Annotated in this window: 22 protein-coding genes; 20 read left to right on the top strand and 2 right to left on the bottom strand. The window is 71.3% G+C overall.

Annotation, left to right across the window (positions count from 1 at the left end; genetic code table 11):
- The first annotated feature begins 168 nt into the window (after positions 1-168).
- The 12 genes from ABZV42_RS08010 (at position 169) to ABZV42_RS07955 (ending at position 11765) form a co-directional block, all read left to right on the top strand.
- On the top strand, positions 169-759 hold the full coding sequence (locus ABZV42_RS08010) for a carboxymuconolactone decarboxylase family protein (RefSeq protein WP_355980277.1): 591 nt from the start codon (positions 169-171) through the stop codon (positions 757-759).
- Positions 756-2333, top strand: coding sequence for a sugar ABC transporter ATP-binding protein (locus ABZV42_RS08005; RefSeq protein WP_356051203.1), 1578 nt, complete (start codon positions 756-758; stop codon positions 2331-2333). The genes ABZV42_RS08010 and ABZV42_RS08005 overlap by 4 nt, the downstream gene beginning before the upstream one ends.
- Complete coding sequence (locus ABZV42_RS08000; protein WP_355980273.1) at positions 2330-3343, top strand: ABC transporter permease; 1014 nt, start codon at positions 2330-2332, stop codon at positions 3341-3343. Before ABZV42_RS08005 ends, ABZV42_RS08000 begins: the two co-directional genes overlap by 4 nt.
- A 135-nt stretch (positions 3344-3478) precedes the next feature.
- Positions 3479-4441, top strand: coding sequence for a sugar ABC transporter substrate-binding protein (locus tag ABZV42_RS07995; RefSeq protein ID WP_356051201.1), 963 nt, complete (start codon positions 3479-3481; stop codon positions 4439-4441).
- Between the two features lie 228 nt (positions 4442-4669).
- Positions 4670-5581: a LysR family transcriptional regulator gene (locus tag ABZV42_RS07990; protein WP_355980271.1), complete on the top strand. Its 912-nt coding sequence runs from the start codon at positions 4670-4672 to the stop codon at positions 5579-5581.
- A gap of 123 nt (positions 5582-5704) precedes the next feature.
- Positions 5705-6625, top strand: a complete 921-nt coding sequence (locus ABZV42_RS07985; RefSeq protein WP_355980268.1) for a VOC family protein — start codon at positions 5705-5707, stop codon at positions 6623-6625.
- A gap of 157 nt (positions 6626-6782) precedes the next feature.
- Entirely contained in the window at positions 6783-8231 is a 1449-nt protein-coding gene (locus tag ABZV42_RS07980; RefSeq protein WP_356051199.1) for an NAD-dependent succinate-semialdehyde dehydrogenase, read from the top strand.
- 5 nt (positions 8232-8236) lie between these two features.
- On the top strand, positions 8237-9034 hold the full coding sequence (locus ABZV42_RS07975) for a fumarylacetoacetate hydrolase family protein (RefSeq protein WP_356051197.1): 798 nt from the start codon (positions 8237-8239) through the stop codon (positions 9032-9034).
- The gene (locus ABZV42_RS07970) at positions 9031-9402 is read left to right on the top strand and encodes a VOC family protein (RefSeq protein WP_355980259.1); all 372 of its coding nucleotides are present in this window, start codon (positions 9031-9033) and stop codon (positions 9400-9402) included. Before ABZV42_RS07975 ends, ABZV42_RS07970 begins: the two co-directional genes overlap by 4 nt.
- A 48-nt stretch (positions 9403-9450) precedes the next feature.
- Positions 9451-10233, top strand: a complete 783-nt coding sequence (locus ABZV42_RS07965) for an alpha/beta hydrolase (protein ID WP_355980256.1) — start codon at positions 9451-9453, stop codon at positions 10231-10233.
- The gene (locus ABZV42_RS07960; protein WP_356051195.1) at positions 10230-10739 is read left to right on the top strand and encodes a heme-binding protein; all 510 of its coding nucleotides are present in this window, start codon (positions 10230-10232) and stop codon (positions 10737-10739) included. Before ABZV42_RS07965 ends, ABZV42_RS07960 begins: the two co-directional genes overlap by 4 nt.
- A 3-nt stretch (positions 10740-10742) precedes the next feature.
- Positions 10743-11765, top strand: coding sequence for a methionine synthase II (cobalamin-independent)-like protein (locus tag ABZV42_RS07955; RefSeq protein WP_355980250.1), 1023 nt, complete (start codon positions 10743-10745; stop codon positions 11763-11765).
- 94 nt (positions 11766-11859) lie between these two features.
- On the opposite strand, the gene ABZV42_RS07950 is transcribed toward ABZV42_RS07955, so the two are convergent.
- Complete coding sequence (locus ABZV42_RS07950) at positions 11860-12147, bottom strand: putative quinol monooxygenase (RefSeq protein ID WP_355980247.1); 288 nt, start codon at positions 12145-12147, stop codon at positions 11860-11862.
- 214 nt (positions 12148-12361) lie between these two features.
- Between ABZV42_RS07950 and ABZV42_RS07945 the strand changes: the two genes are divergently transcribed.
- From ABZV42_RS07945 to ABZV42_RS07925, 5 genes are all read left to right on the top strand, one after another.
- A complete protein-coding gene (locus ABZV42_RS07945; protein ID WP_355980244.1) occupies positions 12362-13810 on the top strand; it encodes an aldehyde dehydrogenase family protein in 1449 nt (482 codons plus the stop codon).
- A 32-nt stretch (positions 13811-13842) separates the two neighbouring features.
- Complete coding sequence (gene lhgO, locus ABZV42_RS07940; RefSeq protein ID WP_355980241.1) at positions 13843-15054, top strand: L-2-hydroxyglutarate oxidase; 1212 nt, start codon at positions 13843-13845, stop codon at positions 15052-15054.
- 131 nt (positions 15055-15185) lie between these two features.
- Positions 15186-16046, top strand: a complete 861-nt coding sequence (locus ABZV42_RS07935; RefSeq protein WP_355980238.1) for an amidohydrolase family protein — start codon at positions 15186-15188, stop codon at positions 16044-16046.
- 13 nt (positions 16047-16059) lie between these two features.
- Positions 16060-17793: a thiamine pyrophosphate-dependent enzyme gene (locus tag ABZV42_RS07930; RefSeq protein WP_356051193.1), complete on the top strand. Its 1734-nt coding sequence runs from the start codon at positions 16060-16062 to the stop codon at positions 17791-17793.
- A 20-nt stretch (positions 17794-17813) separates the two neighbouring features.
- Positions 17814-18917, top strand: a complete 1104-nt coding sequence (locus tag ABZV42_RS07925) for an Ldh family oxidoreductase (protein WP_356051192.1) — start codon at positions 17814-17816, stop codon at positions 18915-18917.
- 124 nt (positions 18918-19041) lie between these two features.
- On the opposite strand, the gene ABZV42_RS07920 is transcribed toward ABZV42_RS07925, so the two are convergent.
- Positions 19042-19476 (bottom strand): cupin domain-containing protein, encoded by a 435-nt coding sequence (locus tag ABZV42_RS07920; protein WP_355980232.1) that lies wholly within the window; start codon positions 19474-19476, stop codon positions 19042-19044.
- A gap of 351 nt (positions 19477-19827) precedes the next feature.
- Here ABZV42_RS07920 and ABZV42_RS07915 point away from each other — a divergent pair, with 351 nt between their 5' ends.
- From ABZV42_RS07915 to ABZV42_RS07905, 3 genes are all read left to right on the top strand, one after another.
- The gene (locus ABZV42_RS07915; RefSeq protein WP_355980230.1) at positions 19828-20478 is read left to right on the top strand and encodes a GntR family transcriptional regulator; all 651 of its coding nucleotides are present in this window, start codon (positions 19828-19830) and stop codon (positions 20476-20478) included.
- Positions 20479-20553: 75 nt separating this feature from the next.
- Positions 20554-21342, top strand: a complete 789-nt coding sequence (locus ABZV42_RS07910; protein ID WP_355980228.1) for a PIG-L deacetylase family protein — start codon at positions 20554-20556, stop codon at positions 21340-21342.
- The gene (locus tag ABZV42_RS07905; protein WP_356051190.1) at positions 21339-22049 is read left to right on the top strand and encodes a 4-carboxy-4-hydroxy-2-oxoadipate aldolase/oxaloacetate decarboxylase; all 711 of its coding nucleotides are present in this window, start codon (positions 21339-21341) and stop codon (positions 22047-22049) included. The genes ABZV42_RS07910 and ABZV42_RS07905 overlap by 4 nt, the downstream gene beginning before the upstream one ends.
- Positions 22050-22100: the final 51 nt, after the last annotated feature.

The following is a 22100-nucleotide window of genomic DNA, read 5'->3' as shown; positions in this document are numbered from 1 at the left end:
GAGACGTTAGGTCGCGTCCGGGCGAACGGGTGCCGTCCGGCGTGCAGTTTTACCTTGCGTTCCGGGAAGGGTGAGCTTCCCGCACCCGGCTGTACCGTCGGCTGGCATCGCACGGCATCCCCGTACGTGCCGGAAACACGCCGGAAAGAAAAGGCAGGTAGCAGCCACATGAGGCTCCCCGTTCTGACCGATGAGGACATGGAACCGCGCCAGCGGGAACTGGCCGCCCGCATCGCCGGCCGGCGTGGCGCGGTCCGCGGTCCCTTCCGGGTCTGGCTGCACAGCCCGGAGATGTGCGAGCGCGCCGAATCCCTCGGCGCCTTCGCCCGGTTCGACTCCAGTCTGCCCGGGCACCTGCGCGAACTGGCCCTGTTGATGGCCGCCCGGAACTGGGACGCGCAGTACTCCTGGAACGCCCATGTGGACGAGGCGATCCGGGCGGGTGTTCCCGAGGCCGCGGTCGAGGCCGTCGCCGAGAGACGGGAGGCGGCCTTCGAGGACGAAGCCGACCAGTCCTTCTACCAGTTCTGCCGGGAGGTGCTGGAGGAGCACTTCGTCCGCGACGAGACCTTCGCCCGGGCGCTTCGCCATTTCGGCCCCCGGGGCCTGGTGGACACCATCGGCGCGCTCGGCAACTTCACCATGCTCGGGATGTGCCTCAACACCTTCCAGGTGGACCTCCAGGCCGACCGCGAGCCGCCCTTCCCCGACGTCCGCGGATACGGGCGTCTCGTCCGCAACGACGGACCGCGGCCGTGACCACCCTCACGGACCAGGACACGCAAGGAGGCGCCGCCGTGACCCCCAGGACCCCGACGGCGGCGGCCGGTGACGCCGCCACGGAACACCGTCCCGTGCTGCGCGTACGCGGTGTCACCAAGAGCTTCGGCGGCGCGGCCGCGCTCACGGACGTCGACCTCGACCTGTACCCCGGCGAGGTCCACGCGCTGATGGGCATGAACGGCGCAGGGAAGTCCACGCTCGTGCAGATCCTCTCCGGAGTGCACCAGGCGGACTCCGGCACCGTCGAGGTCGACGGACACACCCAGCACGCGCTGACGGTGCGCAGGGCCCGACGGCTCGGCATCGCCTCGGTCCCCCAGCGGCGCGAACTGGCCATGGGCCTGACCGTCGCGGAGAACGTCATGCTGGGCGATCTGCCCACCCGGCGCGGCGCCGTGCACTGGAGGACCCTCAAGTCCGAGGCCGCGCGGGCCCTTTCGGGGCTCGGCATCGACATCGACGTGGAGCGGACCGCGGGTTCGCTGACCGTCGCCGAACAGACCATGGTCGAGGTGGCGCGTGAGGTACGGCGCGGCGGCCGGATCCTGGTCCTCGACGAGCCGACCGCCTGCCTGAGCGCGGAAGCGGCCCACCAGATCAGGCGGCTGGTGCGCACCCTGCGCGACGAGGGTGTCGCCGTCGTCTACATCTCGCACTACATCGACGAGGTCATGGCCGTCGCGGACCGGCTCACCGTGCTCCGCGACGGAGCCGTCGTGCGCAGCGCGCCGGCCGCCGAGCTCGACCCGGCGGCGCTGGTCCGCGCGATGGTGGGCAGGGATGTCGTCTCGCGGCGCTCCGAACGTCCCGCCCCCAAGGACGACATCGGCCTCGCGGTACGCGCACTCAGCGACGGCCGGGCCGTCCGCGGCCTCGACGTCCAGGTGCGCAAGGGCGAGATCGTCGCGGTGCTCGGACCGGCGGGTGACGCCCAGTCCCGGCTCTTCGACCTGCTCTCGGGCCGGCGCCGGCCCGACACCGGCGAACTCCTCGTCGACGGGGCCCGGGTGCCGTTCGGCCGGGTGCACGCCTCACTCGCCGGCGGCCTGCGCTGTGTCACGGGCGACCGCAGGGCGCTCGGACTGGTCCCGGGAATGTCCCTGGACGAGAACCTGATGCTCGCCGGTGACCGCTTCGCCCGCAGGCGGCTGCACCGCCGTGGCGAACTCGCCCGCCGTGCACGGCCGTTGCGCCGCGACTACGGAGTGGTCTCGCTCGCGGGCAATCCGCCGGTGAGCGCCCTGTCCGGCGGCAACCAGCAGAAGGTGCTCCTCGCGAAGTGGCTCCAGACCGAGCCGGTCGCCTGCTTCCTCGAAGACCCCACGAACGGCGTGGACATCGCCGCCATGGCCGACATCCACACCCTGGTCGACGACCTGGCCGCGCGCGGCGTGGCCGTGCTGCTCGCCTCCTCGTCCGCCGAGGAGGTCATGCGTCTGGCCGACCGGGTGATCGTCGTCAGCGCGGGCCGCACGGTCGCCGAGCACGACGTCACCGCCATCACCCGCGACGAACTCGTCGCCACCGCACTCGGAGGTCAACCGCAGTGAGCGTCAAGACACTTCCCGATGTCCCGGGGGTCGGCGAGTCGCACGGCCGGACTCGGCCGGGGGGCCGGCTCGGTGCTCTGCGCCGGGCTCCGCACACCGGCCTGACGGCCGTTCTGGTCGTCGTGGTGCTGGCCACCGTGGTGCGGACCGACGCGTTCGCCACCGACACGAACGTGATCAACATTCTGCGGCAGGTGAGTGTCACCGCCGTGATCGCCGCCGGTCTGACCCTGCTCATGACCGCGGGCGGCATGGACTTCTCCATGGGCAGCAATGTCTCCGTCACGACGGCGCTCGGGGCGCAGTTGTTGTCGCACGGCCGTTCCACCGTCTTCACCGTCGTCGCCACGATCGTTCTCGCGACGGCGATCGGGCTGGTCAACGGACTTGTCGTGACGTTCACGAACGTCGCCCCGTTCGTCGTCACCCTGGCCACGGCCACCCTGCTCGACGGAGTCGCGCTGCTGGTGCTCGACAGCGTGAGCGTCTCCATCGGCACCAGGATGTTCCCCCTGGGCAACGACAAGATCCTCGGCATCCCCTATCTGTTGATTCTGGCCGTCCTGGTCCTTGTCGCGACGGCCCTGGTCATGCGGTTCACCGTGTTCGGCCGCGACGCCTACGCCATCGGCGGCAACGAGCACGTGGCCCGGCTCAGCGGGATCAACGTCACCGCCCGCAAGCTCACGCTGTACGCCCTCACCGGCGCCCTGTCCGGTCTGGCCGGACTCATGCTGCTGTCCCGGCTCGGCTCCAGCAGTCCGGGCACGGGCGGTCTGTCCCTTCAGCTCACCGCCGTGGCCGCGGTGGTCATCGGCGGCACCTCGCTCGCCGGCGGCCATGGCACCGTCACCGGGACCGCGCTCGGTGTCGTACTCCTCGGCGTGGTGGCCAACGCGCTCAACCTCCTTCAGGTCTCCAGCAATTACCAGCCGGTCTCCGTCGGCGGGGTCCTGCTCGTCGCGGCCGTCGCGAACGAGTTCCACAAGTCCCGGTCCGCACGCGACTGACGCCGCCCCGGCACCCGTAGATCCTCGTCCTCCGCATTCCGCGGCCGATCTTCTCCCGCATTGCGCGGTCGATTTCCCTCCGCCTTCCGAATGCGCTCTCCCCTGCCCTTTTCCCGTCATGAAAGGCGTACCACGATGAGACTTTCCGTCCGTTCCCGCCGCGCGCTGATCGCCGCGGCCGCCGGCACCACCCTGATGCTGAGCGGATGCGCCAAGAACGACAACGCCGGTGCGGCCGGAGCGAGTTCCGGTGCCGTCACCCTCGGATTCGTCAATGGTGCCGACACCGCGTTCCACACCTGTCTCCAGAAAGCCGTCGAGCAGACGGCGAAGTCGGCGGGGGCCAAGGTCTACACGGCCAATTCCCATCAGAACGCGGGAACCGAACTGTCCAACATCGAGGACATGATCTCCCGCAAGGTCAGCGCGCTGATCGTGCAGACGGTCAACGTCGACTCGCTCGACGGGGACGTGGCCAAGGCCAAGGCCTCAGGCATCCCGATCTATCTGACCTCGGTCGCGCCCAACGACGCGAACGACATCCTGGGCGCCGCCGTCGTCGATCTCCAGAAGGTGGGCGCGCTGGACGCCGACTGGGTCGTCAAGGACGCCGCGGGCAGGAACGTGAAGGTCGGCGTGATCGCGGGAGCGCCCGGTGCCGCCTCCGACCTGCTCGTGGGCGGGTTCACCAACGAACTCCCGGGCACGGCGAAGGTCGTCGCGAACCAGCCCGGCATGTTCAACCCGGTCAAGGCGCAGGAGGTCGCCGAGAACATGATCCAGGCCCACCCCGACCTGGACTACGCCTTCGTGGCCAACGAGGAGATGGGCTTCGCCGTCCGCAAGGCGTTCGACGCGGCCGGCGCCAAGGACGTCAGGATCGTGACCGTCAACGGCACGGACGAGGGGCTGGCCGCCGTGAAGGACGGCCGGTTCTCCGCCACGGTGGCCAACTCGGCCATGGTCATCGGCCGGACGGCGGTGAAGAGCACCATCAGCCTGCTGGGCAAAGAAAAGGTTGACAAGATTGCCAACATTCCTCTTCTCTTGGTCACCAAGGACAACCTGACCAAGGCCCCGCGGTACTGCCCCAAGTGACAGCGCCCGCACGGTGAGCGGTGCCTTCCTCGGCGCGTCCTGAGCCCACCCCGTCGTCGTGCCTGGAATGTCCTCACGGAGCCGCCGCAAGGGCATTCCGGACCGGCACGACGCGGACCCGCACCGCCGTGAGGACCGTCCTGGGACGGAAGCACCGCCCGTACACCCGAACGACCGGCACCGCCGCCGGGGCCCACCCCTGGCAGTCGTGGGCCTCCGGAGGAAACCATGGACCGCTTGCTCCTCATGCACAGCTTCGTCACCGTCGCCCAGGTCGGCAGCTTCAACGGCGCCGCCAAGAAGCTGGGCTCCTCCGGCTCCCTGGTGTCGCGCCATGTCGCCGAACTGGAGAGACAGGTCGGTGTCAGGCTGGTCAACCGCACGGCCCGTTCCGTCAGCCTCACCGAACCCGGGCAGCGCTACGCCGACTTCGCCGCGCGCATCCTGGAGGAGATCGAGGCCGAGGACGCGGGGATAGCCCAGCTGCACGACCGCGCCGAGGGCACGCTCAGCATCATCTGCCCCAAATGGATCGGCAGCCTGGACCTCGGTGACGCGATAGCGGCCTTCTCCGCCTCCCACCCGAAGATCCAGGTCCGCTTCGAACTCGGAGGCATGTCCGACCGCACCTACGACTTCCTCGACAGCGGATTCGACGTCGCTTTCCACACCCGGGACCTACGGGACTCCAGCGTCCGCCTCAAGAAGATCGCGTCGCTGCCGTTCGTGCTGTGCGCCTCCGAGGAGTACCTGGAACGCGGCGGCCCGCTCACCGAGCCGAACGGGATCGCCGCCCATGAGTGCCTCGTCCACGTGAACGACCCGGTCTGGCGCATCGGCCACGGCCACGCCTCCACGCTGCACAAGATCCGCAACGTCGCGTTCTCGTCCAACTCCTACATCGCCCTCCAGAAGGCCGCCGTGCACGGGCGCGGAATCGCCCTGCTGCCCCAGCGGCCGGCGTACGACGACCTCATCTCGGGTGCTCTCCAGGTCCTCCTGCCCGAACTCGCGGTCCCCGACCGTCCCTTGTACGCGATCTACGGCCCCGGACAGGGCACCCCGCGCAAGGTCAGCGTATTCCTGGATTTCCTCACCGCGTGGTTCTCCCAGAATCCCATTCCCGTGATCCGTTCCTAGGAACTGTCCGTACGGCATTCCCCGGCCGCAACAAACGATTGCGCATTCCGTCGAGCCTGGACCGTTGAGCCCGCTGCCGCCCGAAACCTACGCTCAGCGGGCGACCCGCGAAACGAGGAACCCATGGGAATCCAGAGAATCGAATCGGTCACCTACGGCATCGACGATCTCGGCGAATGCGTCCGGTTCTTCGACGACTTCGGACTCTTCCTGCTGGAACGGTCCGACGAGCACGCCGTGTTCGAGACCCGCACCGGCCAGACCCTCCACCTCGACACCGCACCCGACGCGCTCCTCCCGCCCCCGGTGGAGGACGGGCCCACCCTGCGAGAGGTGGTCTGGGGCGTCGACACCCCCGGCGAACTCGAGCGCCTGGTCGCCGCGGCCGGCCGCGACCGCCCGGTCCGGCAGGACGCCGCAGGCGTGTTCCACACGGTGGACGAGACCGGTTTCGGGGCCGGACTGGCCCTCGCCCGGCCCCGTCCCGCCGACGCCGTCCCCCGGCCCGCCAACGCGCCGGGCAGCGTCACCCGCTGGAACACCGCGCTGAAGCCGATCACCCGCGTACACCCGCTGCGCATGTGCCATGTGGCGCTCAACATCCGCGAGGAGGGCCGCGAGGAGGCGGTCGCGTTCTACGTGGACCGCCTCGGCTTCCGGCCGACCGACGTCGTCGAGCCCATGGGCGTCTTCATGCGGGCACCGGGCGACGACGACCAGCACACCATGCTGCTCTGCCACCGCCCCGACAGGGCGGGCGTCAACCACATCGCCTACGAGGTCCCCGGCTTCGACGAGGTCGTCGAAGGCGGCAACCACATGATCGACCGGGGCTGGCGCGAGGCCCGCAGACTCGGCCGCCACACGGTCGGCTCGAACGTCTTCCGCTTCGTGCACGCACCCTGCGGCGGGCGCGTCGAGTACGCCGCCGACATGGACCGCGTCGACGACTCGTACGAGACGCGCGTCCACGCGACCGCCCCGCCGCACCACATCTGGGCGCTGCGCACCAACCGCGACCAGCAGGACGCCTCGGCCTCCTGACCCGCGCCGTGGACCGGCGGGGAACTCCCGCCTCCCACCCACGCCGTGGACCGGCGGGAAGCTCCCGCCTCCCGACCAGCGCCCCCGTCCTACCCGCCCCGGCCGCCGAGCCGAGGGCCCCACCGTCTCGTCCGCCGGCCTGAGAGGGCACCCACCCATGACCACCGACCACGGCTATCCGGCCGTCCGCCTGCACATAGCGGGGCAATGGTGCCCGGGCGGCACCGGCCGCACCGCCCCCATCGTCAACCCGGCCACCGAAGAGGTGATCGGCGAAGTCCCCCTCGCCAGCACCGCCGACCTGGACCGCGCCCTCGAAGCCGCCGCGCGGGGATTCAGGACCTGGCGCGACACTCCCGTCGCCCGGCGCACCGCGATCCTGCACGCCGCCGCCGACCTGCTCACCGGGCGGGCCGCAGAGGTCGGCCGGATCATGACCCTCGAACAGGGCAAACCCCTCGCCGAGGCCACGGGTGAGGCCCGCCGTGTCGCCGACACCCTGCGCTGGCACGCCGACGACGCACGCCGCGCCTACGGCCGCATCATCCCCTCCGACCCCGGCACCCTGCTGTCCGTACGCCGCGAACCGGTCGGCCCCGTCGCCGCGTTCGTCCCCTGGAACTTCCCGGCCGGCGGTCCGATGCGCAAGATCTCCTCGGCCCTCGCCGCGGGCTGCTCCATCGTCATCAAGGCGTCCGAGGAGACCCCGGCCACCGCGGCCGCCCTGGTCGGCTGCTTCGTGGACGCCGGGCTGCCGTCGGGTGTCCTCAACCTCGTCTTCGGCGAACCGGCCGAGGTCTCGGCCCACTTGATCGCCTCACCGGTCGTCCGTCTCGTCGCCTTCACCGGCTCGGTCCCCGTGGGCAAGCGACTGGCCGCCGCCGCGGGCCAGGTCATGAAGCCGTCCGTGATGGAACTGGGCGGCCACGCCCCCGTGATCGTGTGCGCGGACGCCGACCCCGCCCGTGCCGCCCGCCGCGCCGCACAGGCCAAGTTCGCCAACGCCGGCCAGGTCTGCACCTCGCCCAGCCGGTTCCTCGTCCACGAGAGCCTCCTCGACGACTTCACCGCCGAGTTCGTGAAGGCGGCCGAGGCGGTCGTCGTCGGCGACGGCCTGGCCGAGGGTACGACCATGGGGCCCCTCGCCAACGAACGCCGGCTCCGGGCGATGGAACGGCTCACAGCCGACGCCCTGCGCAGGGGCGCCACCCTGCGCACCGGCGGTGAACGCCTGGACCGCGCGGGCTACTTCTTCGCGCCGACCGTCCTCACCGGCGTGTCCCCGGAAGCGGATCTGATGCGCGAGGAACCGTTCGGGCCGCTCGCGCCCGTCACCGCGTTCGACGACCTCGACGACGCCCTGCGCACCGCCAACGAACTGCCCTACGGCCTCGCCGCGTACGCCTTCACCGAATCCGCGGCCACCGCCGAACGCCTGGTGCGCGAACTGGAGGCGGGCATCCTCTCGGTCAACCACTGCGGTGGCTCGGTCAGCGAGGCACCCTCGGGCGGCGTCAAGGAGAGCGGCTACGGCCGGGAGGGCGGGCCCGAGGCACTGGACGCCTATCTGATCACCAAGCGCGTCTCCCACCTCCTGGCGGGCTGAACACCATGAGATACGCCCGGGTGTCGGCCGGCGGACGAGCGGTGTGGGGCCGCGTGGGGGAGAAGGACGTCGAACTGCTCTCCGGATCCCCCCTGAAGAACATGGACCGGCAGGCACCCGACGACCCGGGCCTCACCGTCATCGGCACCGTGCCCCGGGCCGAGGCCGTCTGGCTGCCGCCCGTCGTCCCGCCCGTCTTCTACGCCGTCGGCCTCAACTACCCCCGACACATAGCGCATTGCGGTGCCGAGGTCCCGGCGCGTCCCGAAGTCGGCTACCGGGCCAACAGCGCGCTGACCGGCCACGGCTCGCCCATCGTCAAACCGGCCGGCGTGACGGGCCGGTTCGAGGCCGAGCCCGAACTCGTCGCCGTCATCGGCCGCACGCTTCGGCACACCACGTACGAGGAGGCCCGCTCCTCGGTGTTCGGCTGGACCATCGGCAACGACGTCAGCGCCCGTGACTGGCAGCACCAGGACCGAACAGTGTGGCGCGGCAAGAACAGCGACACCTTCAAGCCGATGGGCCCCTGGATAGAGACGGACGTCGACGCGCTCGCGCAGACGACCACGCTCCGGGTCAACGGCGAGGACCGGGCCACGTTCCCGACCGGCGACATGGTCTTCGACCCCTACGACCACATCGTCGAGATCACCCGGCACATCACCATGCGCCCCGGCGACGTGCTGTGGATGGGCGCCGAGTCGACCTGCCGGATCGAGCCCGGGGACAGCGTCGACATCGAGATCAGCGGCATCGGCGTGCTCTCCAACCCCGTACACGCAGAAGGGAATCACGCATGAGCAAGGCTCCGCGCTACATCCACCACGTCAACTTCCCCACCACCGACCCCGACCGCACCGCCGAGTGGTACACGAAGGTCTTCGGCATGAAGCGCATCATGCCCAAATCCAACACCCGGGTCGTCCTGATGACCCGAGGCAACTTCGACCTCCACTTCACCCCGGTCGAGGAGATGGAGCGCATGGCGCCCTACCACTTCGCCGTCGAGGTCGACGAGTGGGACGAGTTCCTGGCCCATCTCAAGGAGCTCGGCATCCGGCACACCCGGCCCGTCGAACGCCCCGAGAACCAGTCCAAGTTCTGCTACATCCACGACCCCGACCACACCATGATCGAGCTGGTCTTCCACGGCAGGCGCCCCAACTGAGCGCGCGGCCCGCAGTCCCCTCACCCGTACGTCTAGGAGTTACCTCCCATGCCCTTCGCCGACTCCGACGGCACCTCCCTCTACTACGAGCGCCACGGCAACGGTCCGGCGATCCTCCTCGTCCATGGCAGCGGCGGCAACCACGCCGCCTGGTGGCAGCAAGTGGCCTCTCTGCGCGACGAGTTCACCGTCGTCACCATGGACCTGCGCGGCTTCGGCAAGTCCGACTCCGCCATGGCGGAGTTCGACGGCCAGGACTTTCCCGGCGACGTCCTCGCCGTCCTGGACGCCGAGGATCTGACCGAGGTGATGCTGGTGGGCCAGTCCATCGGCTCGGTCGCCGCCCTGCGCGCCGGCCTGCTGCGCCCCGACCGGGTCCGGGCCGTCGTCCTCGGCCACTCCCTCGGCGGCATCAGCCACCCCGAACTGCGGGAACTGGCCGCCGCCGACCGCGCCGAGGCCGTCAAGCTCCCCGTCGTCGACCGGCTGCTCACCCGGCGCTTCCAGGAGGAGCACGCCGACCGCACCTTCCTCTTCCAGCAGATGGGCACCTTCAACGTCGCCCGGATGGCCGACCTGCGCAACCTCGACACCGACGGGCCCACGCTGCGCGACATCGAGGAATCGGGCGTCGGGATCGCCTTCCTCCTCGGCGAGAAGGACGCGGTGCTCAGCGTGAAGACCGTGACCCGCGCCCACGAACTGCTCCCGGGCTCCCGTCTGGAGATCGTGCCGGGGGCCCCGCACTCCATGTACTGGGAGACGCCCGGCCCCTACAACCGGGCCGTCGCGCACCTGCGCCGCACCCTCGGACAGAAGGAAGCCGCATGAGCACCCTCACCCTCGACGCCGCCGAAGAGATCGTCGCCGCCGCGCTGAAGCGGGCCCGGGCGCTCGGGAAGGCGGTGAGCGTCGCCGTGGTCGACGCGGGGGGATTCGTCGTCAGCGTGCGGCGCTGCGACGGCGCCCGCCCCCTCACCCCGGACATCGCCCGTGCCAAGGCGTACACCGCGGCCGTGATGCAGCGTCCCGGAAAGATGCTGAAGAAGTGGCAGGAGAGCCAGCCGGTGTTCTTCGCGCAGCTCTCCCAACTGCCGGGCGCCGCCCTGCCCATCATGGCCACCGAGGGCAGCGTGACCATCAAGAAGGACGGAGAGATCCTCGGCGGACTCGGCATCGCGGGCGGAACCGCGGACGAGGACCAGCAGATCGCCGACGAGGTTCTTCAATCCCTCGGCTACGAAATGGAGTTCGCGGCCTGGGGCGTCACGGGCGCGCCGGCCGACGCCCCAGGGACGCCACCGAACACCGAGAAGTCCGAGAAGAAGGGTGCCTGAGCCATGGCGGACACGTTCAACTACCGCATCGATCACCACGGCAGCCTGGTCCGCCCGGCCGGCCTCACGAACCCTGGCGACGACCCCGCGGCACTGGACGACGCGGTCAAGGAGGTGGTGGCCCTCCAGCGCAAGGTGCGTTCCACCGTGGTCACGGACGGCGACCTCCCTAGCGAGGACTTCCGCGGCGCCGTCCTCGGCGCCGTCTCGGGCTTCCGCCGTACGAGTGACACCGGGCCCGACGGCCTGTCCCGCTGGGTGGCGGAGACCCTGCCCAAGGCCGGCGGACCCCTGGTGGCCGACCGGGCGGCCCGGCTCGCCGAACTGACGGTGATCGCACCCAAGGTGTCCCTGCCGTCCCCGGCCTACCTCGCCGCCACCACCTTCGACCCCGCCCTCGCGGGCTCCGGCGGTCCCGGCTCGGTCCGCGAACTCGGCGAAGCCCTCGCGGAGATCGTCCGCGCCGAGATCGAACTGCTCGTCTCCCGAGGTGTACGGCTGATCCAGCTGACCAACCCCTTGCTGCTCGGCCACATCGCGGCCGAGCCGGTCGCCGCGGGCCCGCTGTCCTTCGAGGACACCCTCGCCGTGGAGGCACTGGCGGTACGCCTTGTCGAGCGCCCCGAGGGGGTACGCATCGGTGTCTGCCCCGGCTGGCGGGCACCGGGCGCGGTGGACAGGGCCGGGGCCGAGCGCCTGTACGGCGCCATCCCCGCCGACCGCTGGATCCTCCCGTACGACCGGGGGACGGCGGCCGAACTCGATCTGCTCAGGGCGCTGCCGGAGGACCGGGACGTGTGCCTCGGGGTCGTCGACGCGACCACTCCCGAACTGGAGGAGATCGACACGGTGCTGGCCCGTATCGACGCCGGAGCCGGGATCAAGGACATCGAGGACATGGCTCTGTCCCCGTCCCGCGGCTTCGCCGACGTCGCGACCCGCCCTCTCGTCGGCGCCGGGGACCAGCGACGCAAACTGGTCCTGGTGGAGACACTCGCCCGCTACTGCTGGGGCAACGAGTTCTGATGCCGACGCCGGTGCCGGCCGGGAGGCGACGACGCGTTGCCACCCGTCGGCCGGCACCGGCCGGGAGAGCCGTGCGATCTCCCGGCCGGACGGATCAGAGCACCTCCGCGAACGTCACCGTGCGGTCCGTCAGCAGCGGCAGCACGCGGCCCACGATGAACTCCGTGAAGTGGTCCGCGGCCCGGTGCGCCTCGAAGCCCGCGCGGTCCGTGTACCGCTCGTAGAGAACGAACGAGCCCGGCCGGTCCACCTCCGCGTGCACCTCGTAGGCGAGGTTCGCCGGTTCGGCCGGGGTGAGTTCGCGCATCCTCACCAGCGCTGCGCGCACCGCGTCCGCGTCGACGGGCGCGCACCGGTAGTGGGCGACGACTGCGAAAGCCATGTGTTTCCTCCGTAGGGGCCGGGCCGTCGGGCCCGCCGATTCCAGCACGAATCCCCTGATGGGCGACCCGCGCGAGGCGAAAGCAATGTCTGCCGTCGTGGGTCTGGCCGAACCGGCCCCCGCTCGTGTGTTGTCGGTGCGGCCCCCTCGGGCCCAGCCCTCCCACCCGGTTGACCGCGGCCCCGCACCGCGGCGGACGAGAGAAGTGATGCCGATGCGAACCATGGAAACCCTCCTCGGCGGGAAGTGGGTGGCGACCGGCGAGTGGATCGACGTCCACGACCCCTCCGATCCGCGCGTGCCCGTCGCCCGCGTTCCCGCGCTGAGCGCCGCCGATGTCAGCGACGCCTACGACCACGCCGGACGCGGCTTCGCGGTCTGGAGGCGCACCAGCCCCTTCGAGCGGGCCCGGATCATGGCGGACGCGGCCCGGCTGCTGCGCGAGCGCGCGGCGCGGATCGCCGAGGAGCTGGTCACCGAGATGGGCAAGACCCGCGCCGAGGCGACCGGCGAGACCCTCAAGGCCGCCGACTTCCTGGAGTACTACGCGGGCCTCGCCCGCCAGGGCTACGGCACGCTGGTGCACGACGTACGCCCGGACACGCGCACCCATCACCAGCGCGAGCCGCTCGGCGTCGTCCTCGCGATCACCCCGTGGAACGACCCGCTGATCACCCCGGCCCGCAAACTGGCCCCCTGCCTCACCGCGGGCAACGCGGCGATCCTCAAGCCGGCCACCGACACCCCGCAGGCCGCCCTGCATCTCGCCCGCGCCCTGCACGACGCGGGCCTGCCCGCCGGTGTCCTGGGCGTGGTCACCGGACGCGGCGCGGAGATCTCCGAGGCACTGCTCGGCGATCCACGCCTGGCCGCCGTCACCTTCACCGGCGGCAACGAGGTCGGTGAGGGGCTGCGGGCCGCGCTCGCCCACACCGGTGTGCGCTTCCAGGGCGAACTCGGTGGCAAGAACGCCACCGTGGTCCTCGCCGACGCCGACCTGCCCGCCGCCGCCAAGGCCGTGGCCGCCGCCGGTTTCGCGCAAGCGGGCCAGCGCTGCACGGCCACCAGCAGGGTGATCGTCGAGCGGCCCGTGTACGAGGAGTTCACCGCGCTGCTGCTCGCCGAGACCGCCGACCTGCGCGTCGGACCGGGGCTCGCCGCCGGTACCACGATGGGGCCGCTCGTCAGCGCCCGGCACCGGGACGGTGTCCTCCGCGCCATCGAGCGCGCGGTCGAGCAGGGCGCCAGGGTCCTCGCCGGCGGCGGCCGGCCCGCGGACGAGGCACTGGGCCACGGCTGCTACGTCGACCCGACCGTGCTCGGCGAGGTGGCCCCGGATCTCGACATCTGGCGCGAGGAGGTGTTCGGACCGGTCGTCGCGCTGCACGCGGTGGACTCCTTCGACGAGGCGGTCGAGGCGGTCAACGACTCGGTCTTCGGCCTCGCCGCCGCCGTGTTCACCCAGGACCTGGGCGCCGCGCACCGGTTCGCGGACCAGGCCGAGTGCGGCCAGATCGCGGTGAACACCACGACCTCCGGCTGGGACGTCCACCACCCGTTCGGAGGCTTCCGCGACTCCGGATCGCCGTTCAAGGAGCAGGGGGAGGAAGGGCTCCGCTTCTACACCCGGGTCAAGACCGTCGCCATCCACTTCGGTGCCTGACGAGGGCCTGAGCGACCAGAGGAGGGGAGAGCATGGCTGACGAGACGATCGCCGTCGTCGGCGCGGGCATCGTGGGCCTCGCCACGGCCCGGGAGATCGCTCTGCGCAGGCCCGGCACGCGCGTCGTGGTCCTGGACAAGGAGCACGAGGTCGCCGTCCACCAGACCGGGCACAACTCGGGTGTGGTGCACGCCGGCATCTACTACCGGCCCGGCAGCCTCAAGGCCCGCCTGTGCACCCGGGGCATGGCGATGATCCGCGCGTACTGCCAGGACCGGAAACTGCCCTACGACGAGTGCGGCAAGCTCGTCGTGGCCGTCACGGACGACGAAGTGCCGCGCCTGGAGGCCCTGCACGCCAAGTCCCTGGAGAACGGGGTGCCGGGCCTGCGGCGGATCGACGCGGGCGAGATCCACGAGATCGAACCGTACGCCGTCGGGCGGGCGGCCCTGCATTCCCCGCACACCGCCATCACCGACTACACCGCCGTCGCCCGGTCGTTCGCCCAGGACGTCGTGGACTCCGGCGGGGAGGTGCGGCTCGGCTTCCCGGTCACCCGCGTCACCCGCCTCGCCGGCGGCGGCATCGAGGTCGCCTCCGGCGCCGACGCACTGCGGGCCGACAGGCTGGTGCTGTGCGCCGGCCTCCAGAGCGACACCGTCGCCCGGCTCGCCGGCGACGGGGACGAGCCGCGCGTCGTCCCCTTCCGCGGCGAGTACATGACGGTCGCGCCGAGCAGGGCGCACATGGTCCGCGGCCTCATCTACCCCGTGCCCGACCCTCGTTACCCGTTCCTCGGCGTGCACTTCACCCGCCGCGTGAACGGCGAGGTCGAGGTCGGCCCCAACGCCGTCCTCGCCCTGGCCCGCGAGGGCTACCGGCGCTCCGACATCGACGTCCGCGAACTCGCGCGCATCGCCCGCTTCCCCGGCATGTGGCGGCTCGCCGGGGAGCACTGGCGCACCGGCGTCAAGGAGATCCGCGGCTCGCTGTCGGTGGACGCCTACATGAAGGCCGCCAGGGCCTACGTCCCCGCCATCCACGCGGCCGACGTGGTGCGCGGCGGAGCCGGCGTCCGCGCCCAGGCACTCGGCAGGGACGGCTCGCTGGTGGACGACTTCGTCATCCGTCGGGCCGGTGGCGTCACCTCCGTACGCAACGCGCCCTCGCCCGCCGCGACCTCCTCGATGGCGATCGCCGAACACATCGCCGACACCGTCCTCGGGGACACCCGCGCCACCTGAACACGCCCCGTGCGCAGGGGACTTCCGCGCAAGAACTGCTTGCGCCCCCAGCGCTCGGCAAAGGCCTCCAGCCGACCTAGCGTTCCAACCGCACCACCCCGGCACCCCTCCGCAGAGAAACGGCAGATGACATGTTCGTTGTCGACACCCAGATCCACATCTGGAAGGAAGAGACCCCGGACCGCCCCTGGGTCCCGGGCGCACGGGAGCGCATCCGCCTCAACGGACACCGCGAGGAGCCCTTCTCCTACGAGGAGGCCCTGGAGCTGATGGACGAGGCGGGCGTCAACAGGGCCCTGATCCTGCCCCCGTCGTGGGAGGGCAACCGCATCGACTACGCCCTCGAAGCCTGCGAGGCCCACCCGGACCGCTTCGGCATCATGGCCCGCGTCCCCCAGGACGACGCCGTCGAAGGCACCGCTCTGCTGAAGGACTTCGCCCTGAACCCGCACATCAAGGGCACCCGGCTCACCTTCCACCGCCCGCAGGACCGCAACTGGATGATCGACGGCACCAACGAGTGGTACTGGCCGATCGCCGAGGAACTCGGCATTCCCACCATGGTCCACGCCCCGATCTGGAAGCGCGAGCTCGGCGAGATCGCCGCCAAGCACCCCGGCCTGAAGATCATCATCGACCACATGGGCATCATGGCCCGCTGCGTGGACGACGCGATCGGCTACTGGGTCCAGGAGACCGCCGACCTGGCCGTCCACCCGAACATCTACGTCAAGGTCTCGGCGCTGCCCGGCTATTCGACGCAGCCCTTCCCGAACAAGAACATCGAGAAGTACGTGCGAGAGATGGTCGACAAGCTGGGCCCCAGGCGCTGCTTCTACGGCACCGACATCACCCGCCTGCTCGGCCACGGCATCACCTACACCGACACCATCGAACAGTTCACCCAGCACTGGGACTTCACGCCCGAGGAGCTGGAGTGGATCCTCGGCCGAGGCATCTCCGAGGTCCTCGACTGGCCGGTCGAAGGCTGAGGGCGCACCGGATATGACGGACACCGAGAAGTCACCGGGTGCCGGCGGCAGGGACGGTGGCGAAGCGCTCGTATCGGCCTTCAACGCCGTCGGCGCCGACTACGTCTTCTGCTCGTCGGGATCGGAATGGGCCCCCGTCTGGGAGTCCCTGGCCCGGCGCCACCGCGACGGCGAGAAGGCTCCGCGCTATCTGGACCTCACCCACGAGACGGTCGCGGTCGGCATGGCCACCGGCTACGGTCTTGTCGCCCGCCGCCCGCAGGCCGTGCTCCTGCACGCGGCCCCCGGTCTGCTCCAGGGCTCCATGGCGGTCCACGGCGCCCTGCTCGCGGGCGTTCCCATGGTGGTCGCCTCCTCGGAGTCGACCACCTACGGCGACGGACCCGGACCGGATCCGGGGGGTCAGTGGTACCGCAACCTGTCCGTCGTGGGCGGACCGCAGGGCATCGCCCAGCCGTTCACGAAGTGGTCCAACGAGGCCGCCGGGGTGCACACGCTGCCCGCCATGATCACGAGGGCCGCGGAGCTGGCCTGGCGGGCACCGGCGGGACCGGCCTACCTCAACATCCCGCTGGAGGTCCTGCTGGAGGAGTGGGACGGTCGCGAGGCCAAGCCGGTCGTCCAACCGGGCTCGACCCACAGCTCACCCGAAGAGGCCGACCTCGTAGCCGAGTTGATCCGCGAGGCGGCCGCCCCGGTGATCGTCACCGAGACGGCCGGCCGTGAGGCGGGCGGCTTCGAGGCCCTGGTCGCCTTCGCCGAGGCCTGGAACCTCCCGGTCCTCGAACCCGACTCGGCGGTGTGCGCCAACTTCCCGCGCACCCATCCCCTGCACGCGGGCTCGGACATCGGGCCCTGGATGGAGGAGTCCGACCTCATCCTCCTCGTCAACTGCCGTGCCCCCTTCTACCCGCCGTCGCGTCGCCCGTCCAAGGCGCGGATCGTGGTCATCGACGAGGTCCCGCAACGCCCGCACGTCGCCTACCAAGTCCTCTTCGCCGACCGTTACCTGGAAGGCAACGTCACCAACACCCTGCGCCAGCTGACCCGGCGGGCGCCCACCCGGCCCTCGGACCCGCAGGCCACGGCCGCCCTCACCGCACGGCGCGCGGAGCACGAGGAACGGCACGCGGACGAACAGGCCGCCATCGCGGCCGCCGAGGCGAAGGCGGCCCGGGCCGAGGGCGTCGACCCCGTACATGTGGCCGCGACCCTGCGCGGCCTCCTGGAGGACCGGGACGCGATCGTCGTCGACGAGACCATCACGCACAGCCGCGTCGTCAGACGCCATGTGCGGACGGCCGCCCCCGACTCCTACTTCTACGTCCAGGGCGGACTCGGCCAGGGCATCGCCGTCGCGCTCGGCGTCAAACTCGCGGCGCGGGAGCGGCCCGTGGTCCTCACGATCGGCGACGGCGCCTTCGCGTACAACCCGGTCATCCCCTCGTACGACGCCGCGAACGCCTACGGTCTGCCGCTGCTGATCGTGGTCTTCAACAACCGTGTCTACAAGTCGATGAACCTCAACCACCGCAGGTTCTACCCCGACGGCGCGGCGGCCGGGACCGGCGAGTGGCTGGGCACCGACCTGCGCCGGCTGCCCAGGCTCGCCGCGTTCGCCGAGCCGTTCGGCATGCACACCGAGACCGTCGACGCGACGGACGCGCTCGGCCCCGCCCTGGAGCGCGCGCTCAAGGCCGTGGCCGAGGGCACCACCGCCGTCGTCGACGTCCTCGTCACCCGCTGATCCAGGAGGCACCCGCCACCATGACCGACACCCCGACACCCGCGCAGGGCGACGCACTTGTCCCCCCGACCGCGCCGGGCAAGGTGCTCGTCCCCGCCGATGAGCTCCGCGACTTCGCCGCCGCGCTCCTGGAGAAGGGCGGCCTTCGCCCGGAACACGCCCGCACCACCGCCGACGTGTTCGTCTGGGCCGCGCAGCGCGGTATCGACTCCCACGGCACCGCGCGGGTCCCCGCCTACCTCGAACTGCTCGCCAAGGGGGTGGCCAACGCCCGTCCCGAGATCAGGCTCGAGTCGGGGGCCACGGCCGTCGCCGTCCTCGACGCCGACCGCGCGCCCGGCCCGGTGGCCCTCACCGCGGCGGCCGAGGAGGCCGTGACCCGGGCCAGGGCGAGCGGGGTCGCGGCCGTCGGCGTGCGCCGCACCGTGCACACCGGTGCCATCGGCTACTACGTCTCGAAGATCGCCGAACAGGGCCTGATCGGCATCGCGTTCGTCGCCGGCATGCCCAACATGGGCTACACCGGGGTCAAGGGCGCGGCCGTCGCGACCAGCCCGCTCGCGGTCGCCGTGCCGGCGCGGAGCCATGCCCCGCTGCTCCTCGACATGGCCACCGCCACGATCGCCCTGGGCCGGATCCGGCAGGCCAGGGCGAACGGAACCCCGCTCCCCGAGGGCGCCGCCGCCACCGGGGACGGCACCCCCACCACCGACCCGGAGCGGGCCGTCATGCCGCTGCCGCTGGGCGGCGCCAAGGGGTCCGGCATGTCACTCGCCTTCGAGCTGCTGACCAGTGTGCTCGTCGGCGCGCCCATCTTCGCCGCCTTCCACTCCGGAGATCCCGAGGGCCGCGAGCACCGCCAGAACGCGCTGCTCGTCGCCATCGACCCGGCGGCCTTCGGGGACGCCGACGCCTTCGTCGCGGCTGTCGACGCCACGCTCGCCACGCTGAAGTCGCTGACACCGGCGGACGGGGCGCCGGGTGTGTACTACCCGGGTGAGCGCAGCGCCTCGGTCGCGGCGCTGCGCGCGGGGGAGGGAGTGCCGGTGGCGGCCGGGGTGTGGCGTGAACTGACGGAGAGCGCGGCCGGGTTCGGCGTCGCGGCCCCCCAACTCCGGTTCTAGCTCCCGGACGTTGTCGTACGTGGAGGCGGCCCGGAGCCGCGACGGGCGAAGGATGCCTGGCGCGGCACCGGGCCGTTCCGCTGTCCGCGTACGGCAGGGCGATCCCTCGGGGGAGTGGGCCGCCCTATTGGAAGTCGCAGCCGGGGTTCGGGGCGTCCTCGGAGAAGGGCGCGCCGTGGGGCAGTACGTAGAGCACGTCCAGGACCAGCGGCTTCTTTCCGAGATTGCGTCCGATGTGGACGTTCCCCGGACCGGGCGGCTCGGTCAGTGAGTCGCCCGCGCGGTAGAGACCGTCCTGCGCGCACGCCGAGTCGAAGTGGCTGAGGGTGCCCTGCTCGACGTACCCGTACAGCGGACCGTCGTGGTAGTGCCAGCCGGTGGCCTGGCCGGGCGGGACGGTGATCTCCCTGAGGGTGTAGTCCGTGCCGTCGACGGTGGTCTGCGCGATGACCCTGCCGGTGACGCCGGGGCCGGGAGGAGTCGCGTGAGCGGGGGCGGCGACGAAGGCCAGGCAGAGGGTGGCTGCACCCGCCGAGCCGGTGCGGAGTAAGGCACGCATTCGGTAAGTCCCTTCAGCCGACGGTCGGTTCACGTTCCGTTGGACGGTGTGCGCATCCGTGCCAGGGCTCCCGCGCGTCCGGTCGAACGGCGAGCGGAGGGCGGCCGGCCGTCGGCGGCCCGCCGGGCCGTGACGGTCGAGGTTCATCGTGAGGCCGTCCCCCGCACACCACAAGCGGTGTGCGGCGGACGGGGCTGACGCCCGTCCGGCCGGCATCGGGCCCGCCCGGCCTGCGCGGCAGCGGATCCGCGGATTCCGCGAGGGCACGGTCGGCAACATGCCGAACAAAATTGTTGACAATCTTGTTGGTCTAGATTTACGTTCGACAGGCACTCACTCAGGGAGGGCGCAATGCAGAAGGAAGCCCGTCCAGGCACCGGCGAGCAGGCCAAGCAGCACGCGTTGGTGCAGCTGCGGCAGGCGATTCTGCGCGGAGAGATGGCACCGGCCCAACGGCTGGTGGAGAACGAACTCGCCGAGCAGTTCGGCGTCACCCGGGCCAGCGCGCGGGCGGCACTCATCGAGCTGGAATCGGAGGGCCTGGTCGAACGGATCCGCAACCGCGGATCACGCGTCCGGGTGGTGACCGTGGAGGAAGCGGTCGCCATCACCGAGTGCCGCATGGCACTCGAAGGGCTCTGCGCCACCAAGGCGGCCGTCCTGGCCACCGACGACCAGCTCGCCGAGCTGGCCGGTCTGGGCGACGCCATGGTCAAGGCGGTCGCCGACGGCGAACCGGTCACCTACTCCGAGCTCAACCATGAAGTGCACGCCCGGATCAGGGAGTTCTCCGGCCAGCGGACGGCCGTGGAACTCCTGGAACGGCTCAACGCCCAGCTGGTGCGCCACCGTTTCCAGCTGGCCTTGCGTCCCGGTCGTGCGCAGCAGTCCCTGAGTGAACACCTGGCCATGATCGAGGCGATCGGGGCCAGGGACCCGCAGGCGGCCGAAGAGGCCGTCCGCGCTCACCTCGGCAGTGTGATCGAAGCGCTGCGCAACTGACGTACCGCGCGGTGACGCGCGATACGACGGACAGCCGAGGCGGGCGCCCACCTGTCCACCAAGGAGATCGCTGCAATGACGCACGGCTACGCGCCCGCCGCCCCCGAGCCCCCGGCCCCGCCCGGGCCGGGGGAACGCCCGCCCCGGTCGACACTGGTCGTCACCGCGCACGCCGGAGACTTCGTGTGGCGGGCGGGGGGCGCCATCGCCCTCGCCGTCTCCCGGGGGGAGAACGTCACCATCGCCTGCCTGACCTTCGGCGAGCGCGGTGAGTCCGCGAAGGCCTGGCGCGAGGGCAAGAACCTCGACGAGATCAAGGCGATACGCCGCGAAGAGGCCGAGAAGGCCGCCGCCACGCTCGGCGCCGCGGTCCGCTTCTTCGACGCGGGCGACTACCCGCTGACCGCCACCGCCGAACTCACCGACCAGCTGGTGGCGGTCTACCGCGAGACCCAGCCGGACGTCGTGCTCACCCACACGGCCGAGGACCCGTACAACGGCGACCACCCCGCCGCCCACCGCATGGCGCTGGAGGCCAGGGTCCTCGCCCAGGCCATCGGCTACCCCGGCGAGGGCGAGATCATCGGAGCCCCGCCCGTCTTCTACTTCGAGCCCCACCAGCCCGAGATGAGCGGCTTCCGGCCCGAAGTCCTCCTCGACATCACCGAGGTGTGGGAGACCAAGCGCAAGGCGATGGAATGCCTCAGCGCGCAGCAGCACCTGTGGGACTACTACACCGACCTCGCCGTACGCCGCGGCGTCCAGCTCAAGCGCAACGCCGGCCCCAACCTGGGCCTCGCCCACAGGACCATGGCCGAGGCGTTCATGCGTCCCTACCCGCAGATCGCGAAGGAGCTGGCATGAGCGGCGTGATCGTCACCGGCCCGCCGAGGGCGGACGCCAAGGACGTCGAGGCGATCGCCGGACACGGCACCGCCACCGTGCACGAGGCGATGGGCCGCACCGGCCTCCTCGGCACCGGGCTGCGCCCGATCCAGCAGGGTGTCCGCGTCGCGGGCACCGCGGTCACCGTGCTGTCCTGGCCCGGCGACAACCTCATGATCCACGCGGCCGTGGAGCAGTGCGGCGAGGGCGACATCCTGGTCGTCACCACCACCTCGCCCTCCACCGACGGCATGTTCGGCGAACTGTTCGCCACCGCGCTCCACCGGCGCGGCGTGCGCGGCCTGGTCATCAACGCCGGCATCCGGGACACCGCCGAACTGCGCGAGATGGGCTTCGCCGCCTGGTCCGCCGCCGTCAGCCCGCAGGGCACCGTGAAGGCGACCGGCGGCTCCGTGAACGTGCCCGTGGCCATCGGAGGCCAGATCGTCCGGCCCGGCGACGTGATCCTCGCGGACGACGACGGCGTGGTGCGCGTGCCGCGCGAGGACGCCCGCGAGGTCGCCGAGGCCTCCGCGGCACGTGAGGGCAAGGAGGCGCTGGCCCGCGCCGCCTTCCTGGACGGCGAACTCGGCCTGGACCGCTACGGGTTGCGCGAGACCCTGGTGCACCTGGGCGTGACCTACACGTCCTACGACGACCACGTGCGGGACGGAGCCGCGCAGTGAGCGGGCTCACTTCCCGGCCCGGAGCCGCCATGGGTGGGAGCGACGCCTGGG

The organism is Streptomyces sp. NPDC005281 (assembly GCF_040607495.1).
Classification (GTDB): domain Bacteria; phylum Actinomycetota; class Actinomycetes; order Streptomycetales; family Streptomycetaceae; genus Streptomyces.
This window is presented reverse-complemented; position numbering and strand designations above follow the sequence as displayed.

Bases quoted from the DNA above. Each gene is read 5' to 3' on its own strand.
- ABZV42_RS07995 (WP_356051201.1), top strand. From the start codon at position 3,479: ATGAGACTTTCCGTCCGTTCCCGCCGCGCGCTGATCGCCGCGGCCGCC.
- ABZV42_RS07925 (WP_356051192.1), top strand. From the start codon at position 17,814: ATGACCGACACCCCGACACCCGCGCAGGGCGACGCACTTGTCCCCCCG.
- ABZV42_RS07910 (WP_355980228.1), top strand. From the start codon at position 20,554: ATGACGCACGGCTACGCGCCCGCCGCCCCCGAGCCCCCGGCCCCGCCC.
- ABZV42_RS07905 (WP_356051190.1), top strand. From the start codon at position 21,339: ATGAGCGGCGTGATCGTCACCGGCCCGCCGAGGGCGGACGCCAAGGAC.
- ABZV42_RS07915 (WP_355980230.1), top strand. From the start codon at position 19,828: ATGCAGAAGGAAGCCCGTCCAGGCACCGGCGAGCAGGCCAAGCAGCAC.
- ABZV42_RS07920 (WP_355980232.1), bottom strand. From the start codon at position 19,476: ATGCGTGCCTTACTCCGCACCGGCTCGGCGGGTGCAGCCACCCTCTGC.
- ABZV42_RS07990 (WP_355980271.1), top strand. From the start codon at position 4,670: ATGGACCGCTTGCTCCTCATGCACAGCTTCGTCACCGTCGCCCAGGTC.
- ABZV42_RS07965 (WP_355980256.1), top strand. From the start codon at position 9,451: ATGCCCTTCGCCGACTCCGACGGCACCTCCCTCTACTACGAGCGCCAC.
- ABZV42_RS08010 (WP_355980277.1), top strand. From the start codon at position 169: ATGAGGCTCCCCGTTCTGACCGATGAGGACATGGAACCGCGCCAGCGG.
- lhgO (WP_355980241.1), top strand. From the start codon at position 13,843: ATGGCTGACGAGACGATCGCCGTCGTCGGCGCGGGCATCGTGGGCCTC.
- ABZV42_RS07945 (WP_355980244.1), top strand. From the start codon at position 12,362: ATGCGAACCATGGAAACCCTCCTCGGCGGGAAGTGGGTGGCGACCGGC.
- ABZV42_RS07935 (WP_355980238.1), top strand. From the start codon at position 15,186: ATGTTCGTTGTCGACACCCAGATCCACATCTGGAAGGAAGAGACCCCG.
- ABZV42_RS07975 (WP_356051197.1), top strand. From the start codon at position 8,237: ATGAGATACGCCCGGGTGTCGGCCGGCGGACGAGCGGTGTGGGGCCGC.
- ABZV42_RS07960 (WP_356051195.1), top strand. From the start codon at position 10,230: ATGAGCACCCTCACCCTCGACGCCGCCGAAGAGATCGTCGCCGCCGCG.
- ABZV42_RS07980 (WP_356051199.1), top strand. From the start codon at position 6,783: ATGACCACCGACCACGGCTATCCGGCCGTCCGCCTGCACATAGCGGGG.
- ABZV42_RS07950 (WP_355980247.1), bottom strand. From the start codon at position 12,147: ATGGCTTTCGCAGTCGTCGCCCACTACCGGTGCGCGCCCGTCGACGCG.
- ABZV42_RS07970 (WP_355980259.1), top strand. From the start codon at position 9,031: ATGAGCAAGGCTCCGCGCTACATCCACCACGTCAACTTCCCCACCACC.
- ABZV42_RS07985 (WP_355980268.1), top strand. From the start codon at position 5,705: ATGGGAATCCAGAGAATCGAATCGGTCACCTACGGCATCGACGATCTC.
- ABZV42_RS07930 (WP_356051193.1), top strand. From the start codon at position 16,060: ATGACGGACACCGAGAAGTCACCGGGTGCCGGCGGCAGGGACGGTGGC.
- ABZV42_RS07955 (WP_355980250.1), top strand. From the start codon at position 10,743: ATGGCGGACACGTTCAACTACCGCATCGATCACCACGGCAGCCTGGTC.